11 protein-coding genes are annotated in these 18,054 nt (G+C 61.5%); 1 reads left to right on the top strand and 10 read right to left on the bottom strand.

Translation table 11 applies throughout. The features are described from left to right. Positions 1-319: 319 nt before the first annotated feature. A complete protein-coding gene (locus ACTG2T_RS19910; protein WP_026035120.1) occupies positions 320-859 on the top strand; it encodes a glycine zipper 2TM domain-containing protein in 540 nt (179 codons plus the stop codon). A 117-nt stretch (positions 860-976) separates the two neighbouring features. Here the strand turns inward: ACTG2T_RS19910 and xdhC are convergent, their stop codons facing one another. The 10 genes from xdhC to ygfK all read right to left on the bottom strand — a co-directional run bounded on the left by xdhC (position 977) and on the right by ygfK (position 17,915). Then, positions 977-1,462 (bottom strand): xanthine dehydrogenase iron sulfur-binding subunit XdhC, encoded by a 486-nt coding sequence (xdhC, locus tag ACTG2T_RS19905; RefSeq protein ID WP_021230037.1) that lies wholly within the window; start codon positions 1,460-1,462, stop codon positions 977-979. Beyond that, a complete protein-coding gene (gene xdhB, locus ACTG2T_RS19900) occupies positions 1,459-2,337 on the bottom strand; it encodes a xanthine dehydrogenase FAD-binding subunit XdhB (protein ID WP_330124195.1) in 879 nt (292 codons plus the stop codon). Before xdhB ends, xdhC begins: the two co-directional genes overlap by 4 nt. Continuing rightward, positions 2,330-4,648 carry a xanthine dehydrogenase molybdenum-binding subunit XdhA gene (gene xdhA / locus ACTG2T_RS19895; RefSeq protein ID WP_330124194.1) on the bottom strand — a complete coding sequence of 773 codons (2,319 nt, stop codon included), beginning with the start codon at positions 4,646-4,648 and terminating at the stop codon, positions 2,330-2,332. The genes xdhB and xdhA overlap by 8 nt, the downstream gene beginning before the upstream one ends. Positions 4,649-5,022: 374 nt before the next feature. Beyond that, a complete protein-coding gene (locus tag ACTG2T_RS19890) occupies positions 5,023-6,324 on the bottom strand; it encodes an NCS2 family permease (RefSeq protein WP_233267213.1) in 1,302 nt (433 codons plus the stop codon). 379 nt (positions 6,325-6,703) lie between these two features. Then, a complete protein-coding gene (guaD, locus tag ACTG2T_RS19885) occupies positions 6,704-8,020 on the bottom strand; it encodes a guanine deaminase (protein WP_330124192.1) in 1,317 nt (438 codons plus the stop codon). 38 nt (positions 8,021-8,058) lie between these two features. After that, positions 8,059-9,591, bottom strand: coding sequence for a nucleobase:cation symporter-2 family protein (locus tag ACTG2T_RS19880; protein WP_330124191.1), 1,533 nt, complete (start codon positions 9,589-9,591; stop codon positions 8,059-8,061). Positions 9,592-9,712: 121 nt separating this feature from the next. Beyond that, positions 9,713-12,592, bottom strand: coding sequence for a molybdopterin-dependent oxidoreductase Mo/Fe-S-binding subunit (locus ACTG2T_RS19875; protein ID WP_330124190.1), 2,880 nt, complete (start codon positions 12,590-12,592; stop codon positions 9,713-9,715). Beyond that, positions 12,589-13,365 carry a molybdopterin-dependent oxidoreductase FAD-binding subunit gene (gene ygfM / locus ACTG2T_RS19870; RefSeq protein WP_330124189.1) on the bottom strand — a complete coding sequence of 259 codons (777 nt, stop codon included), beginning with the start codon at positions 13,363-13,365 and terminating at the stop codon, positions 12,589-12,591. The genes ACTG2T_RS19875 and ygfM overlap by 4 nt, the downstream gene beginning before the upstream one ends. Before the next feature lie 80 nt (positions 13,366-13,445). After that, entirely contained in the window at positions 13,446-14,774 is a 1,329-nt protein-coding gene (ssnA, locus tag ACTG2T_RS19865) for a putative aminohydrolase SsnA (RefSeq protein ID WP_330124188.1), read from the bottom strand. Positions 14,775-14,804: 30 nt separating this feature from the next. After that, positions 14,805-17,915, bottom strand: a complete 3,111-nt coding sequence (ygfK, locus tag ACTG2T_RS19860) for a putative selenate reductase subunit YgfK (protein ID WP_330124187.1) — start codon at positions 17,913-17,915, stop codon at positions 14,805-14,807. Positions 17,916-18,054 lie beyond the last annotated feature (139 nt).

Below are 18,054 nucleotides of genomic sequence, written 5' to 3'. Positions count from 1 at the left end.
AAGAACAGCACGCCGTTCAAAACCTCTCCCTTGACCTGCCCCCGTCAGCACTTTGCCACTCTGGCATTCTGCTCACCGCCCGCCTTGCAAATTGCGACTCGAATTGCTCCTTATTACACTGGCACAGTCCACCATGCGCCGGAAACTGGTCACTTTTAGTCCGTTGTCGCCAAAGTCAGACACTTTTTCATGGTGGCTATTTTTTGACCTTGCCAGTGCCTGTCGCAGGCCCATCCCACTCGCCTTGTCCGGCCAACCGGTTATGACAAGATGGCGCCAGATTGGAACAGCCCGTATGGGTATGCAGGAGAACCATAAGATGAACAGATCCATGATGGCAGGTATCGGTATTGGCATCGCCTCGGCCCTGGCGCTCTCGGCCGCGGCCAGCGGCTCCCTCTTTACACCTCAGCCCACCTTTGCCGAGGTGATCGCCAGCAAGCCGATCACCGAGACCATCAAGACTCCCCGCCAGGAGTGTCGCAACGTCACCGTGACCCATCGCAAGCCGGTACAGGATGAGCACAAGATCCTCGGCACCGTGGTGGGCGCGGCACTAGGTGGCGTGGTTGGCCACCAGTTTGGCGGCGGCAGCGGCAAGAAGGTGGCCACCGCAGCTGGGGCGGTCGCGGGGGGTTATGCCGGCAATCAGGTGCAGGGCAATATGCAGGCGGGCGATACCTACACCACCACCGAGCAGCGCTGCAAAACCGTGCAGGATACGAGCGTCAACACCATTGGTTATGACGTGACCTATCGCCTCGCAGGTCAGGAGGGGGTGATCCGCATGAAGCAAGCCCCCGGCGCCACCATTCCGGTCAAGGATGGCAAATTGGTGATCGACCAGCCAAAAGTGTGATGTCTCCTGACCCCACTCAGCAGCAGGCCCGCCTCTTTCGAGGCGGGCCTGTGTTTTTGGGCGGCTTGATTTCCTTTTTTCAAACAACGGCACGCACCACTCACGGCACCCGAACTATCACCCTTTGCAGCACTTCTTCACCGCCCGCACCACGTTCTGATAACCGGTACAGCGGCAGAGGTTGCCTGACAGCCCGCGGCGGATCTCCGCATCGGTCAGCGGACGGCGCTCAGTCTTGTCGAGCAGGGCGGCGCTCGCCATCACGAGGCCCGGGGTGCAAAAACCGCACTGCACCGCCCCCTCGTCGATAAAGGCCTGCTGTACATCGGAGAGTTCATTCCCCTTACGCTCCCCCTCCACGGTACGAATGGATTTGCCATCGGCCCAGACCGCCAGATAGAGGCAGCTGTCGATAGCCGTGCCATTCACCCGCACGGTACAAGCGCCGCACTCACCGACACTGCACCCCTCTTTCACACTGATGAGCCCCTGCCCGCGCAGGAAGTGGAGCAGCGACATGGTGGGCGGCACTGCATAGGAGTAAGGCTTGCCGTTGATCTCGCACTGGATCTCCACGGCGGGACAGCTTTGCGGTTGCATCATAGGATCTTGCCTCCGGCACGTTCGACTGCGCAGGCGACCACCCGCTGCGCCAGGGTTTTGATCAGGTGCAGGCGAAACTCCTTTTCTGCCCGCCAAGAGGAGCGCGGCGCCACATCGGCCACCACCGCCTCGGCAATCGCCGCAAGCGTCGCCCGGGTCAGGGGTTGCCCCTCAGCCGCCGCTTCCGCGTGTGGCGTGCGCACCGGCGTCGGGGCCGCCACCCCGTAGGCCAGCCGCAGGCGCTTGAAGTGACCATCCTCAATCTGGCAGTAGGCGGCGCAGCCGATGGTGGCGATGTCCATGGCCCCCCGCATGGCGTACTTGAAGTAGTGGGAGCCCACCTGGGGATGAGGGTCAGGGGCAAAGTGAAACGCCACCAGGATCTCCGCCGGTTGCAGCGCCACCTTGCCGGGGCCGGTGTGAAAGCCGGCGATGGGGATGCGGCGCGTGCCATCGGGGCCGGCAATTTCCAGCTCGGCTTCCAGCGCGACCGTTGGCGCCGCCGAGTCGGCACTGGTGGCGCCGTTGCAGATGTTGCCGCCATAGGTGGCGACGTTGCGGATCTGCGGGCCGGCGATGGTGGCGGCGGCTTCGGCCAGCATCGGCAGGCGGCGCTGCACCAGTTCGCTTTCAATCAACTCGGTAAAGGTGGTGCCAGAGCCGATGCGAATAGCGCCGTCGGCCAGCTCACTCACCCCCTTGAGTTCGGACAAGTCGTGAATGTCGACGATATGGCGATAGGCGGCGTTGAGGTGATGGAGCTGGATCATCACATCGGTGCCACCGGCCAGCAGGCGCGCCTCGGGGTCGGCCTGGCGCAGGGCGATTGCCTCGGCCACGCTGTGGGCCTTGTAGTAACGGGCAATATCAAACATGGCGTTGCTCCTCCCCTGCTCCCTCGCCAATCAGACCCGCCGCGACAAACTCCCGGAACAGGGTCTTGGGGGTGATTGGCAGCTCGTTGATGGCGACCCCGGTCGCCATGCGAATGGCGTTACGGATCGCCGGGCCCGGTGAAATGATGGGCGGCTCCCCCAGGGATTTGTGGCCATAGACCGACTGGGGCTCGTAGGTCTGCACGAAGTCGCATTCGAGCTCGGGCAAATCCAGCATGGTGGGAAACTTGTAGTCGAGCAGGTTGGGGTTGCGCACCACGCCACTCTTGGCGTCGATGATCATCTCCTCGAACAGCGACCAGCCGATCCCCATCCCCATGCCGCCGTGCACCTGCCCCTCCGCCAGCTGCGGGTTGAGGATCTTGCCGGCATCGTGCAGGTTGAGAATGCGATTGATGGTCACCTTGCAGAGATCGATGTCGACGCTGAGATCGACAAAGGTGCAGCCAAAGCTCGGCGGGTTGGTGGTGGTCTTGTGGGAGACCTCGGAGGTGATCTGGCCGCCGATGGTGAGGTGGTAATAGGCGTTGACCGACACCTCGGCGACGCTGATCAGCACCTTGTCCGGTGCGCCGGCCAGCACCACGTAGCCGTCGATCAGGGTGAGCGACCCCACATCCTGATGACAGAGCTGGGCCGCCAGCGAGAGGATGCGGGCCCGCAACTGCAGCGCCGCCTGATGGATGGCAGGGGCCGCCACATAGCTCTGGCGCGAGGCGAACGAGCCGGGGTCGTAGGCGGTGATGTCGGTATCCTGAGTCGAGATGACCCGGATCTGCTCAAACGGAATGCCCAACGTCTGGGCCGCCATCTGGGCAAAGACGGTGTCCGACCCCTGCCCTATCTCGGTGGCGCCGATCTGCAGATTGACGGTGCCATCCTGATTGAGCAGCATGCGGGCGCCGGCAATTTCGACCCCCACCGGATAGGTGTTGGAGCCGTAGCTAAAGCACGCAACCCCGATGCCACGGCGTACCCGACTTGCCGGATCCTGCCCCAGACACTCGGCCTTGAGCCGATCCCACTCGAACATCTCGCGACCACGCAGCAGGCAGTCCGGCAACCCGGCGCTGTAGATGGTCTTCTGGTTGACCTGATTGACATCCCCCTCGCGCGCCACGTTGGCGATCCGCACATCGAGCGGATCCAGCCCCAGTTCGGCGCAGGCGTCATCCAGCATGCACTCGAGGGCAAAAATCACCTGCGGCGCGCCGTAACCGCGCATGGCACCTGCGGTGGGCAGGTTGCTGTAGAAGGTTTTGGCGTCATAACCGAAGGCGCTGCGCGGATAGAGGTAGCTGATCTTGTTGCCCCCTGCGCTGGCGATGGAGTGGCCGTGAGAGGCATAGCCGCCGGTGTTGGAGAGCACGTAGAGCTGATAGCCCTTGAGGGTGCCATCGCGGTTGAGGCCCATCTTGCCATCGATGGCAAAGCCGTGGCGGGTGCGGGAGGCAAAAAAGCACTCCTCCCGGCTCAAGGTAACCTTGACCGGCACGCCGCCAAGCTTGTAGCTCAAAAATGCCGCCATCGGCTCTTCCAGCACATCCTGCTTGTTACCAAAACCGCCGCCCATGTAGGGCTTGATCACCCGCACGCTCGACCAGGGCAGACCGAGGGATTTGGCCACCCGGCTACGCACAATCTGGGGGATCTGGGTACTGCTGACCACTATGATGTGGTCCGGCTGATCCATATAGGCGTAGCAGGTCACCGTCTCCAGATGGCAATGCTGTACCACCGGCGTCTGATAGTGCGCCTTGAACTGCAGATCCGCTGTTGCGATTGCCTGTTCCGGCTCACCCGCCCGGATCTGGCTTTGCCGCAGCAGGTTGCCATTCGGATGGATGGGATAAGCATCCTCGGCCAGCGCACTGTGGGCATCCGTCATCACCGGCAGCGGTTCGTAGGTCACCTTGACCAGGGCGGCAGCCTTCTCGGCCACCAGCGGATCGCGGGCCACCACGATGGCGACCCCATCGCCAAAGTGGCGCACATGGTCGGTGAGCAGACGGCGGTCTTTCACATCCCGCTTGGCCTCATCGAGGGACCAGGCGTGGCCGGCAGTGCGAAAACAGGTGGTGGGCACATCTTCATGGGTGAACACGGCTTCGACCCCGTGCAGGGCCAGTGCCTCGCTGGCGTCGATGGCAAGCACCTTGCCGTGGGCGATATTGCTGCGCACGTACTTGGCGTGGCGCATGCCGAGCATGATGTTGTCATCGGTATAACGGGCACTGCCGGTCACCTTGGCCTCAGCATCCACCCGCTTGAGCGGTAATCCTATGGACATATGCAAGTCCTTTTTTCGAAGGGAAAAATCTGGAACCGGCATAAAAAACAGCAAGATATGCGCCTGTTTCCCACCATAGTCAGGAGAATGGGGAGAAGTGTGAAGGGGATCCCATCTAGCCCGCTTTTGTTGGCTCGCAGCGACAAGCCAAGGGCAGCCCCTGAGCAAACGGGGCACATTTGCGGTGAAAAAAGCGGCAGAGCGAGGAGAGCAAGGGTGGAAGCCTATCAATCTGGTAGGGGGATTTATCAAAATGGTATCGCGATGCCCCCCAACTGCGTAGACGGCCTAGGCGTGACGCCTGCGTGGGCGGGCTAAAAATAACAGGCATAAAAATGGGGCCGCCAGTGCGGCCCCAAACGGGCGGGTTATCCCTAAATAGCCCACCCCCCAGCATAAAAGAGCACCAGCGCCAGGGCGATGACCACGGTGCCGACGTTGAGCTTGTGCCACTCCTTCGAGCAGATGCGGCCGATCACCAGCGAGCTGAAGCCAAGCATGATGCCGGTGACGATGTTGCAGGTGAGCACGATAAAGACGGCGCACAGCAGACCGGACATGGCCCCGACGAAGTCACTGAAATCGAGTTTGGTGACGTTGCTCAGCATCAGGAGACCCACATACATCAATGCCGGTGCGGTGGCATAGGCAGGCACCAGATAGGAGAGCGGCGCCAGAAACAGCATCAGCAGGAAGAGGCCGCCCACCACGGTGGCAGTGAGGCCGGTCTTGCCCCCCGCCGCCGTGCCCGCCGCCGATTCGATATAGACGGCGGCCGGAGATGCCCCCACCAGACCGGAGAAGATGCTGCTCACCGAGTCGGCACTGAGCGCCTTGCCGCTGTTGATGATGTGACCATCCTTATCGAGCAGGTTGGCCTGCCCCGCCACGGCGCGGATGGTGCCGGTGGCATCAAACACCGCGGTCATCACCAATGCCAGCACGCTGGGCAGCACCAGCGGCGAGAGCGCCCCCATGATGTCCAGGCTGAAGATGAGAGACTTGCCCTGATCGTCGGAGAGACTCGGCAGAGCGAACAACCCCTGATACTTCACCGCCGGGTCAAAAATGAGACCGAAGATGGAGATGGCGATGATCACCAGCAGGATCCCGCCCGGGACTTTGAGCTTCTCCAGACCGAAGATCACCGCGAGGCCAAGCAGGGTCATGATGACCGGCATCGAGGTAAAGGCCCCCAGCGCGACCGGCAGCCCCTCGAGCGGGTTCTTGATGACCAGCCCTACCCCGTTGGCCGCTATCAGCAACAGGAAGAGGCCAATACCGATGCCAGTACCATGGGCAATCCCCATCGGCAGGTTGTCGAGGATCCAGCTACGCACCCCGGTCACAGAGATGGCAGTGAACAACACCCCCATCAGGAAGACGGCACCGAGCGCGACCGGAATGGGGATCTGCTGCCCCAGCACCAGACTGAAAGCGGTAAATGCGGTGAGCGAGATGGCACAGCCGATCGCCATCGGCAGCTTGGCCCAGAGCCCCATCAACAATGAACCACACCCCGCCACCAGACAGGTGGCCACAAAGACGGCTCCCGGTGGAAAACCAGCCTTGCCGAGCAGGCCGGGCACCACGATCACCGAATAGACCATGGCAAGGAAGGTGGTGAGCCCGGCCAGCACCTCCTGTCTGACGTTGCTGCCCCGCTCGCTGATCATGAAATAGCGATCGAGAGCGGTGAGCGATTGCTGGTGTGATGCGGTCTTGCCGGTGTCTTGACTGGCCAGCCCTTCCACGCTGTTTGTCCTGCTGTTTGCTTGGGTCATACCCAACTCCTTCACAAGCGCCTGAGTGTTTCATCACGAAATGGCGACAGGATCTGTGGATCTGCCATTGCACACGGAAGGTGCAACTCAGAGACCAGGGCTGGCAGCACCAATCAAACGTTTGCCTTGCTGATCAAAAAACCGGGCCATTTCAGGTTGGTCATCAGGGGGTCGCCCTGATGTATCGCGGCGCTGGCGCCCCGAGCGGGCACGCCAGCCTCCGTATTCGTGGCAGAGCGGCGCTTTTGCTGCCCTGCCCGGTTTATTCTCCCTAACCCCGTTCGTGGACCAGTTGACCGTCCACATAAGTGCGGTAGATGGCTCTGTCATCACCCAACGTCAGCAGCACAAAGAGCTTGTCGCGCAAGGTGGTGGAGTTGTCATAACGCAGTTGCTGCAGCGGGGTGGCGACCGGGTCGAGTACCACGAAATCCGCCTCCTTGCCTACCGCAAAACTGCCGATCTTCTCATCAAGCCCGAGCGAATGGGCACCGCCCAGGGTCGCCAGATAGAAAGCCTGATAGGCCGAGAGGCGCTCACCCTGCAACTGCATCACCTTGTAGGCCTCGTTGAGGGTCTGCAGCATGTTGAAGGTGGTACCGGCGCCGATGTCGGTGCCCATCCCCACTTTCACCTGCTTGCGCCACGCCTTGTGCAGCTTGAACAGGCCGCTGCCGAGATAAAGGTTGGAGGTGGGACAAAACGCGATGGTGGAATTGGTCTCTTTCAAGCAATCCCACTCCTGCTCTTCCAGATGGACGCAGTGGGCAAAGACACAGTTGTGGCCGGTGAGGCCATGCTGGTGATAGACATCGAGATAACCCTTGTGCGCCGGGAAGAGGGATTTCACCCAGGCGATCTCGTCCTTGTTCTCGCACAGATGAGTGTGCAGATAAGTGGTGGGAAACTCTTCGCGCAGCCGCCGCGCCATCGCCAGCTGCTCGGATGTCGAGGTGGGTGCAAATCTTGGTGTGATGGCATATAGAAGTCGACCGTTACCATGCCAGCGTTCGATAAGCTGCTTGCTCTGCACATAGCTGCTCTCGGCGGTATCGAGCAGATAATCGGGTGCATTGCGATCCATCATCACCTTGCCCGCGATCATCCTCATATTGATGCGACTGGCCGCCTCGAACAGAGCATCCACCGACTCGGGGTGAACAGTGCCAAACACCAGCGCCGTGGTAGTGCCGTTGCGCAGCAACTGCTTGATAAAGAAGGTGGACATCTCGCGGGCATACTCGAGATCGTTGTAACGCCGCTCGGCCGGGAAGGTGTGGCGGTTGAGCCACTCCAGCAGTTGCTCGCCATAGGCCCCCACCATCTCGCTCTGGGGATAGTGAATGTGGGTGTCGACAAAGCCCGGCACTATCATCTTGCCGCGGTAATCCCGCACCCGCACCTCGGCCGGAATGCGATCCTTCCCCTCCTCCCACTCACCGAACCAGTCGATGCAGCCGTTGCGAATGATCAGCAGACCATCCTCGATAAGCCGGGCGTTGGACTCAATCTCCTCGGGCTGATCCACCACCCGGGTAATGTCGAAGAAGCTGCCGCGCACGGCTTTGACGGAGTTGTCGTATTTCATACCTCGTTCCCCTACTTTTTATTGTTCTGTTGTGACCATCAAACCCGTTCGGTCTGGACGGCTGCGACCGGTTTGGCATCGGCCAGCGCCTCTTCATCGCGGCGATTCGCGGTGCTGACAGGACGGACCGTGAAGGCCACATCCGGTTTATCGCTAAGCTGGATCACTTCTACCGCATCGGCCGTCTTGAGCGCTTTGGCAGCAGCCTTTGCCTTGCGGGTGCGGCTCTGGGGCAATACCAGATTCATGATGATGGCGGTGATGCCGCCGGCGCAGATGGGGTTTTCTACAAGCACGTAGAGGGCATCAGGCAAGACTCTGAACACGCTCGGGTCGTAGGAGACACCGAGCCCGAGACCCAGAGAGGTGGCAACGATCAGGGTCTCCCTTCGATCCATGCCGTGAGTCAGGATGATCCGGCAACCGGCGATGGCGATCATGGAGAACATCAGGGTCATGGCTCCGCCCAATACCGGGGACGGGATAGTAGTAAAGAAGCGGCCAACCACCGGGAAGAGCCCCATTATCACCAGGATCATGGCGATGAACTTGCCGACATGGCGCGATGCCACCCCGGTCATCTGGATCACCCCGTTGTTCTGGGAGAAGGTGGTCAGCGGCAGTGAACCCAGCGCCGAGGCGATGACGGAAACCAGCCCATCTGCCAGCACACCGCCGGAGAGGCGGCGGGTATACTCCTCCCCCTCCACCGGACGATGGGAGACGATGGCGGTGGCAGTCAGGGCACCGACCGCCTCCAGCACGCTCAGCAGATAGATGGTGCCCGCCACCAGGAAGGCGCCGAAATCAAAGGAGAAGCCATATTTGAACAGCATGGGGACTGTCACCACCGGCAACCCCTGCAACACGGAGAAGTCCACCATCCCGAGCATGATGGAGGCGATATACCCCACCAGCAGGCCGATGGCGATTCCACCCATCCGCAGCAGGGGGCTCTTGCAGCAGTTGAACCCGATCACCACCGCCAGCACCAGCAGGCCGACGCCGATGTTTTCATAGTTGCCGAAGGTGCCGCTGCTCTTGGCCGCCATGCCACCGGCAAAGTCGATAATCCCGACCTTGATGAGGCACAGGCCAATCATCAGTACCACAATGCCGCTCACGGTCGGGGTGATCACCCGGGTCAGATAGGGCAGCACGAACGAGGCCCCCATTACCAAAAAGGCCCCGACAAAGGAGATCCCCATCAGGGAGGAGATGATTTGAGCCTCGTCGATCCCCTCTTTGCCCATGGCGGTCCCGATCGAGATCATCACGGTGACGAACGAGAAGTTGACCGACTGAATGGAGAGAAGGCCCGAACCGATGGGGCCATAACGGTTGACTTGCAACCAGGTACCGATGCCCGATGCAATCATCGACATCGACACCAGATAAGTGGTGATCTCTTGCGAGAGATTAAGGGCCGCCCCCACGATAAGGGCAGGTGCGACCATGGGAACCAGAATGGCCAGCAGATGGGTCACCGCCCCGACCAGGGATTGGCCAAAGGGGGGCTGATCTTCCAAGGCATAGATCAGGTCAGAGTCCTTGCGCGATTTCTCAGACATCCTTCATTACTCCGGTGTATCGAACACGATCCAATAACCCCGATGCATCACACCCCACAGTGACCCGGGTTTATCCGGCAGGCGGAGTCTGCTCCGCCTGCCGGTCTCTGCCGTTTTATGACTACAGCTTGCCCAGCTCGCGCAGGATCTGCTCCGGCGTGAAGTGCCACTTGCGCAGCCAGACACCGCAGGCGTCGTGGATGGCGGTGGCGATGGCTGGCGCCGCGCCGTTGACACCGATCTCCGAGATGGACTTGGCGCCGTAAGGGCCTACCTTGTCGTCACTCGGTACCAGGAAGGCCCGAAAATCGCGCGGAATGTCGCCAATCTTGGGCGCGCCATAGCTCTTCAGATCCCGGGTGACCGGAATGCCCTTGCCGTCGTAGCAGATCTCCTCGGTCAATGAGTGGCCGATGGCCCGCATGGTCGCCCCGTAGATCTGGCCGAGCGCCAGCTCCGGGTTGATGGGGGTGCCGCAGTCGAGCAGGGCGTAGAACTTGTCGAGCCGGATCTCGCCGGTTCTGACGTTGACCGCCACCTCGGCGAAGTTGGCCCCGTACGGGAAGGCAAGCTCAGAGGTGATGTAGCTGGCGGTGCCCACGAGGATACCGAAGCCGGTACCGGTCTCGGCCTTGTGGGCCAGCTTGGCGAGGCTCACCTCCCCCAGCTTGCCGCGCACCACGCCCGGGAACGCCAGTTCAACATCTGCTACCGGCTCGCCCAGCATGGCGGCACCGTGGAACAGGATCTTCTCCTTGAGGTTCTCGGCCGCCTTTTTGGCCGCGTTGCCGGAGAAGCAGGTACCTGACGAGGCGTAGGCCCCCTTGTCGAACAGGGCGTGGTCGGTGTCGCCGGAGATGACATGCACATCCCCGAGCGGGCAATGCAGCACTTCAGCAGTCAGCTTGGCCACCACGGTATCGAGGCCGGTGCCGATATCGGCACCACCGGAGTGGACGATAAAGGTGCCGTCCGATTCCAGCTTGACCATGCAGTTGGCCTGATCGATATCCGGGATCCCCGATTTCTGCATGATGATGGCGACGCCACGGCCGATCCGCCAATCCCCGTCAGCGGGTTTGGGGCTATCCCACGCGATCAGTTCGCGGCCCTGTTTGAGGATGGGTTCGAGGGCGCAGCTGGCCGCATGGGGCACCGAGGTGGGCATCTTGCCCTCGCCGATGGCCCCCAGTACCTTGAGGATGTCCCCTTCATGCACCCGGTTGTGCTCCACCATGTCGAGCTGATCGATGCCCAGTTTCTCGGCAAGTTCCGCAATGGCCATGGTCAGGGCAAAGTTGCCCTTGGGCGCACCGTAGCCCTGATAGGCGCCGGTCGGACAGATGTTGCTGTAGTAGGTGTTAACGGTAAAGCGCACGTTGTCGCACGGATAGAGCGGCAGGGAGAGCGCCGGGCCGTTGCTCGGCACCGTCAGAGAGTGGTTGCCGTAAGGACCGGTGTTGGCACGAAAATCCATTTCGATGGCAGTGATGGTGCCATCTTTCTTGGCCCCCACTTTCACCTTCACCTTGGCCACATGGCGGGAGGTGTTGCTGATGAACTCCTCTTCACGGGTGTAGCGGAAGGTGACGGGACGGCCGGTGACCCTGGTCGCCCAGGCGCACACCTCTTCCAGCAGGATATCCTGCTTGGAGCCAAAGCCGCCCCCTACCCGCTCCTTGATCACATGCACCTGGTGCTGCTTCATGCCGACGATGCGCGCCACCTGACGGCGCACGTGCCACGGCACCTGAGTGGAGGCGTGGATCACCAGACGATCGCCATCCATGTAGGTGAAGCAGATGTGCGGCTCAGTCGGGCACTGCTGGGCCTGGGTCGATTCGTAGGTGCGCTCGACAATCTCGTCCGCCTCGGCAAAGCCTTTGGCCACATCACCGATCTGGCCATGGACGCTGGCAGCCAGGTTCTCGTGCGGACGGGAACCGATGGGGAAGTTGATGATCATGTGCTCGTCGCCGCGGCGCACCGAGCAGGCGTTCTGCTGCTCCAGATCCGCCGGCGCCCCGGCCATATAGACGATGGGCTCGTCGTGGACCAGCGGGGCATTGGGGGCCATCGCCTCATCGATATTCATGACCGCTGGCAGCACCTGATACTCGATCTCGATGAGTTTGAGGGCCGCCAGAGCGACAGCTTCACTCTCGGCCACCACGGCGGCGACCCTGTCACCTACGTGGCGTACCTTGCGGCTGAACATACGGCGATCGAGCGGTGATGGCTCGGGAGCACTCTGTCCACCCGGGGTGTAAAACACATCCGGGCAGTTGAGGTGGGTGATGACATGCACGACGCCCGGCAGCGCTTCGGCGCGACTCACATCGAGTTTGGTGATCACCGCATGGGGATGGGGACTGCGCAGCATCTTGATGATCAGTGCATCCTCGGTAACCCGATCCTCCACATAGCAGGGCTTGGCCTGCACCATCTTGGCGGCGTCCACTTTCGGGCAGCTCTTGCCGATATGGCGCAGATCGTCGCGAAACTCCGGGGCGATCTGGCACAGGTAATCGGGATCCTTCATCCGCGAGCAAGCGAGCTCGATGGCCTGATAGAACTGCTGATAACCGCCATCGCGGTGAAAGAGGCCCGAGAGGGCATCGTCGATTTGATCACGGGTAGGCTCGGGATGGCGATCAAGCAGGTCAGTGACGATGAGCGCGGCGGCCGGATCGTTGTAGCCGGACTGCACCACCCCCACATCCACCATCGCCTGCTGCACCAGACTGAGCTGGTTCCAGCTGCCGAGCGACTCGGCGGTGCGCACCTCTGATCCATCCAGCTGCGCGGCGATCAGCAGGGAGGCGTTGATCACCTTGCCATTGAAGAGAATGGCGTCGGAGCCGGCAAAACCGAAGCCGTCGTCGCTGTTGCGCACAGAGTGCATCCGGCACTGGTTGAACAGCACCCGCTGGGCATTCTCGCCAGCCGGGGTGATGACGGTGCACAGGGCACCGTTTAGTGTGAAGTTGAGTTCCATCATGCCTGTACCTCCTGCTGCTGGCAGTCCACCAGCAGATCCGCCACCACTACACCGGTGATATACCGCTTGTAACTCACGCTTCCCGCCAGATCCTCACGGGGCGAGATCAGCTCGCTCACGGCGGCCTCCAGCGCGGCATCGTGCAGTTCACGGCGCTCCAGATCCCGCAGGCGCATCGGCTGCGGGGTGACGCCAGCGACGGCCACCCGCATCTCGCCAATGCTGTCGAGGGCCACGGCGGCGGTCATCACCGCCAAGCCATCGGCGTTGCGGCTGATGCGGCGAGTGGCGCAGCGCAGTTCGGGCTCCGGCAGCACAACTCCCAGCACCAGGGCATTGCGCTGCCCCGCCAGATAGGCGTCGATGGGTTGCAACTGATTGTTCTCCAGTACCACCACGGCTTCGAGCACCAGCAGTACCGGCAGCAAAGGTGAGTCCTGCTGCTGGCAGGCAAGTTCGCCGCCGAGGGTGGCCTGATTGCGCAGATGGCGGGAGTAGACAAACCCCAGCGCCTCGCACAGGGCGGCCGGAGTACGAGGGTCGTCTTTGAGGGCTTGCAGGGTGACGGTGGCGCCGAGATGGAGCTGGCCGTGCTGCTGCTCAATCTGGTCAAGCCCCAGCTTGTCCAGCGAGATAGCGACCTTCTTGTCGGTGCGGGTCGGAGCGGCGTTAAGCTTGCTGCCGCCTCCCATGTAGACGGCATCGTTGCCGAAACTGGCCTTGAGTTCCAAAGCCTGACCCAGTTGCTCGGGTCGGAAGAATTGCTCAATCATGTGTCGTCCTTACTCTTGCTGCCCGCCGCCGGGAAAATCCACAGGGCGGGCAATCCGGTCCAAAACTGTGGAAGGTGGCCTTAGGCCAGCTGATCCATCCGTTGCCACAGGCGGCTCGCCACCTTGCTGGCCTGCTCGTAAATGGGCGCGACATCGAACGGGAACTCGCGATCCTGATAGACCATGCGCCCCTCCACCATCACGCTGTTGACGCTGTTCGATCCCATACCAAAGGCGAGATGGCCGCCGAGGTTGCGCGGCGCCAGCGGGGTCGGTGCGTCGTAGTCGCAAATGGTGAGGTCGGCCTTGTAACCCGGCTCCAGGCGGCCAAATTTGGCGCCGAAGTTGCGCTCCAGCAAGGTGTTGCCGTTCCACAGGAAGCGGGCAAAGCTGTCGGGCCACAGGGCACCACCGGCATCCTTGTGCTTGAAGTAGGCGAACTTGAGCTCTTCGAGCATGTCGGAACCGATGCCATCGGTGCCAAGCGCCAGATTGCGATACTCCGGCAGGTGCATGTTGTAGCCCACGTGGTTGTTCATGTTGGAGCGGGCGTTATGCACCAGGAAGGCATCGCGGCTGTTGAGCAGCTCGATGTCGGCCGGGCTCAGGTAGATGCCGTGGGCGATCAGAGTCTTGCTGTCGATAAGGCCAAACTCGTCCAGCCGGGCGATGGGCTCCTTGCCATAGTGGTGGTGGCCGTGGGCCATGTCGTAACGGTCTTCCGCCACATGGATATGCAGACCACGACCGGTGACCTGCACCGCCTCGCGCAGCATGGCCAGCCCCTCGTCGGGCACGGTGAAGGGGGCGTGAGCACCGATATGAGCTTCCACCAGATAGGGTTCGCTCCCCTTGGCTTTGGTCGCATCGATCTGTTGGGCGAACAGGATGTTCTCCTCCACCCCGGCCTGCAGCTCGGCGAGGCCGCTATTGCGATCCGTGGTTTCGAAGCAGGTCATGCCGCGCAAACCCGCCTCCATAAACCCTTTGCGCAATACATTCAGGGAACCCTTGATGAAGTTGGGCGAAGCGTGGTGGTCGATCACCGCGCTGCAACCGCTCTTGATCGCCTCCAGTGAGCAGATAAGGCCGCTGTAGTAGAGCGACTCCTCATCGAGCGCCCGATCGAGCCGCCACCAGAGGTTTTTCAGGGTGGAGATAAAGTCCGGGCAGGGGGCGATGTTGGCCATGATCCCCCGCGACAGGCCGGAGTAGAAGTGGTTGTGGGCACAGACGATGCCCGGCATCACCAGCTTGCCGCCCATCTCCCGATAGTTGGCCTCCGGGTAGAGGGCCCGCAGATTGGGCCCTACCGCTTTGATAAGGGTGCCTTCGATGGCGATATCCACCCCTTCCAGCACACGGGTCGGCTCCAGCTGGACGGCGGTGACGTTTTTCAGAATAAACATGGTGTGCTCCTTCGCTTATTCGTTATTCGCTCAGGCCTCGACGGCCCCCAGCAGGTAGTGGTGATGGGCGTGGACATGGCTGATGATGCGGCACATGTCGCCAAGGGCCGCTGGCGCATCCTTGATCCGGCTCTGGGCGTCTATGGTCAGGCGATAGGTCTCGCCATCCTGACGCACCCGCAGCTCACCGCCATCCGCCAGATAGAAACCGGGATTGCGGCTGTTGTCGAAGTCCTCGGGCAGGCTGAAGATGGTGACCTTGTCCTGATAGGGCTTGCCCTGCCACGGGCAGAACTGGGCGCAGTTGCCACATTCGTTGCAGTAGGCATCCAGGTGCAGGGTCTGGAACTGGTCTTTGAAGCCCGGTACCGGGATGGCGATGTTGGCCCGGTTGGGGCAGACATCCACGCACTTGCTGCAGAGGTAGTTGCACTCGAGGCAACGGTGCGCCTCTTGCGCCACGAAGGCATCGCGCTCGTTTTTGTCGACCAGGGTGACGGCGATGCTCCCCTTGCGGCGGTAGATCTCATCCTTGCCCGACGGCTGGATGGTCACTTCACTCTGCTGGCTGGCGACATGCTCGCGCGAGAGCATCAGATCCGCGGCGCGGCGGGCACCACCGATGGCACCGACGATGGAGGACGGGCCGCTCTGCACATCACCGATAAGGAAGACGTTGCGACGGCTGGTTTCGCCGGTCTGGCCATCCACTTCGGGCCAGCCATCGCTGCCAAGGGGAATGCCCATCGCTTTGAGCACCTCGCAGTCAGGCTGCTCACCGATGGCGGTGATCAGGGCATCCATCTGCATCACTTCGGTCTGCTCGGTGGGCACCGGACGGCGGCGGCCCTGCTCGTCAGGTTCCCCCAGCGCCATCATCCGCACGGTGAGCTTGCCATCTTTGTCAAAGCGCTCCGGATTGGTGAGGAAGCAGAAACGTACCCCATCCTCCACCGCTTCCAGAACCTCCTCACGATAGGCGGGCATCTCTTTCTCGCTGCGGCGGTAGATAACGGTCACATCGCTGACACCCGGCACCTTGAGGGCGGCGCGGGCGCAGTCCATGGCGGTGTTACCGGCGCCGATCACCGCCACATGGCGGCCCAGTGGCAGCGGTTTGCCCTGATTGAAGCTGCGCAGGAAGTGGAAGGACTTGTAGACCCGATCATGTCCCCCTTCGAGGCGCATGCCGCCATTCTTGTCGGCGCCGATGCCGACGAAGACATAGGTAAAGCCCTGGGCGTGCAGCTTGTCGACGGTGAGCGCCGGATCGCAACCAAACTCGAACTTGACCCCGTGGGCGGCGACAAAGTCGATGTCGTGCTGGATAAGCTCGGCCGGGATGCGGAACTCGGGGATGATGTGTTTGACCACGCCACCGGCATCCGCTTCGCGCTCGAACACGGTGACCGGATGACCGGCACGGGCCAGGAAGTAACCGGCGGAGAGACCAGCCGGACCTGCACCAATGACTGCAACCGGGTGCTTGTCACCACTGCCTGCCGGTTTGTGCCAGCGGGCCTTGTACCCTTCCCAGCCGCGCTCCAGCGCCACTTTTTTCAGCTCACGGATATTGAGCGCGCTGTCGTAATCGAGACGGGTACAGTTGTACTGGCACTGGTGATCGCAGATATGGCCGGTGATGGCGGGCAAGGCGTTGCGCTGATAAATCAGCTCAAGGGCTGCCACATACTCCCCCTCGCCCATCAGGCGAATGTACTCGGGGATATCCTGATGCACGGCGCAGGCGGTGACGCAGGGTGCCACATAGCAGTCGGTCAGCGGCAGACCACCGCCCACTTCGATCCGATCCTCGGACTTCCACTCCTTCTGGGTGTAATCCATGGTGAGGGCCTTGGCGGCAAGCGCCTCCAGCTTGGCCACATCCACCTGAGCCATGCCCCAGCTGTCAGAAGCGTCGATCTCTTTGAGGCACTCGATCTGGCGCAGGTAACCGCCCGGTTTCAGCAGGTCGGTGGCCATGGTGATGGGGCGGATACCGGTCTCGAAGATCTCGGCGATGTTGAACTTGCTGGCACCGCCCGAGTAGGAGATGGGCAGCTTGCCATCGAAGGCGCGAGACAGCACGGCTGCCACGTTGATGGAGAGCGGGAACAGCGCCCGGCCGGACATGTACATCTCATCACCCGGCAGCGCCCCTTTGCGGTTGATGGTGCCAAGGGTGTTGGTGAGTTTCACCCCGAAGGTGAGCCCCTTCTCGGCCCCCAGCGCCATCAAGCGGGTCAGCATCGCCTTGGCCTGATCCAGCTTGAGGTCGTGATCGAACGACTCTTCGCTCAGACCAATGTAATCAAAGCCACAGGTATCGAGGATTTCGCGCACCCTCGGGTAGCCCAGCAGGGTCGGGTTCAGTTTGACAAAGGTGTTGAGTCCCTTCTCTTCCAGCATGTAGCGGCAGATGGCCTCAATTTCGTTCGGCGGGCAGCCGTGCATGGTGGAGAGGGTGACACCGTGCACCAGCTCGGCCGGGATGCGATCCACCAGCTGTTGCAGGCGATCGCGGCGCGCCCCCAGCCCCAGCTCGGCGATAAACTGCTCGTCGGCCACCAGCTCGCGCAGCACCTGCTGGTACTCGGCAAATTTCGGACTTTGGCTTGCATCCATCAGGCTGTGGATAAACTGCTGCATCGGTGGCTGTTTGATGCCATCGAGGTTGTAACCCACGCTCATGTTGAAGATGAAGGACTTGGCCTCTCCGTCGAGGCGCGGGTCGAACACCTCCTCCAGCAGATAGAGGGCAAACCAGGCCTTCAGATACTCGTCAAACGCCTTGGGCAGGGTGAACTCGGTAGACCACTCGGTGTTGAAGCACTCGTCTTCGGCATCGATGCAGGGCTTTTCCAGTTCGAGACGGTCCAGGATCTGCACCGTCTTGAGCTCGATAAAGCGCCCGCCGGTCAGCCAGGAGGTGACGATGTTCTGGGCCAACTGGGTATGGGGGCCAGCTGCTGGGCCAATGGGGGTCTCGCAGGTTTCACCGAACACCTTGATCTTGCGCTCGTCCTGCTTGCGATAGAATTGCGCGGCGGGAATACCGAAAATGCTCTGACTCTCTTTATATTCCGCAAAAATACGGGTCAGAAGGTTCTTGAAGGGAACGGGTCGCATAATATCGCCCATGGCTATCTCCTTGCAGCTGTTCTGCGCATTGGCAGCATGAATAAATGGGGTATCCCGCACGGGCATTACCCCTTGGCAAGGAGAGGAGCAACTATCAGGCCACACCAGCCACAAAACTATTTTTTAGGGTGAAAGCGTG

The sequence above is a fragment of the Aeromonas sp. 75A genome, assembly GCF_051919425.1.
Lineage (GTDB): Bacteria > Pseudomonadota > Gammaproteobacteria > Enterobacterales > Aeromonadaceae > Aeromonas > Aeromonas veronii.
Note: the sequence above shows the minus strand (reverse complement) of the source record. Positions and strands in the feature narration are given on the sequence as shown.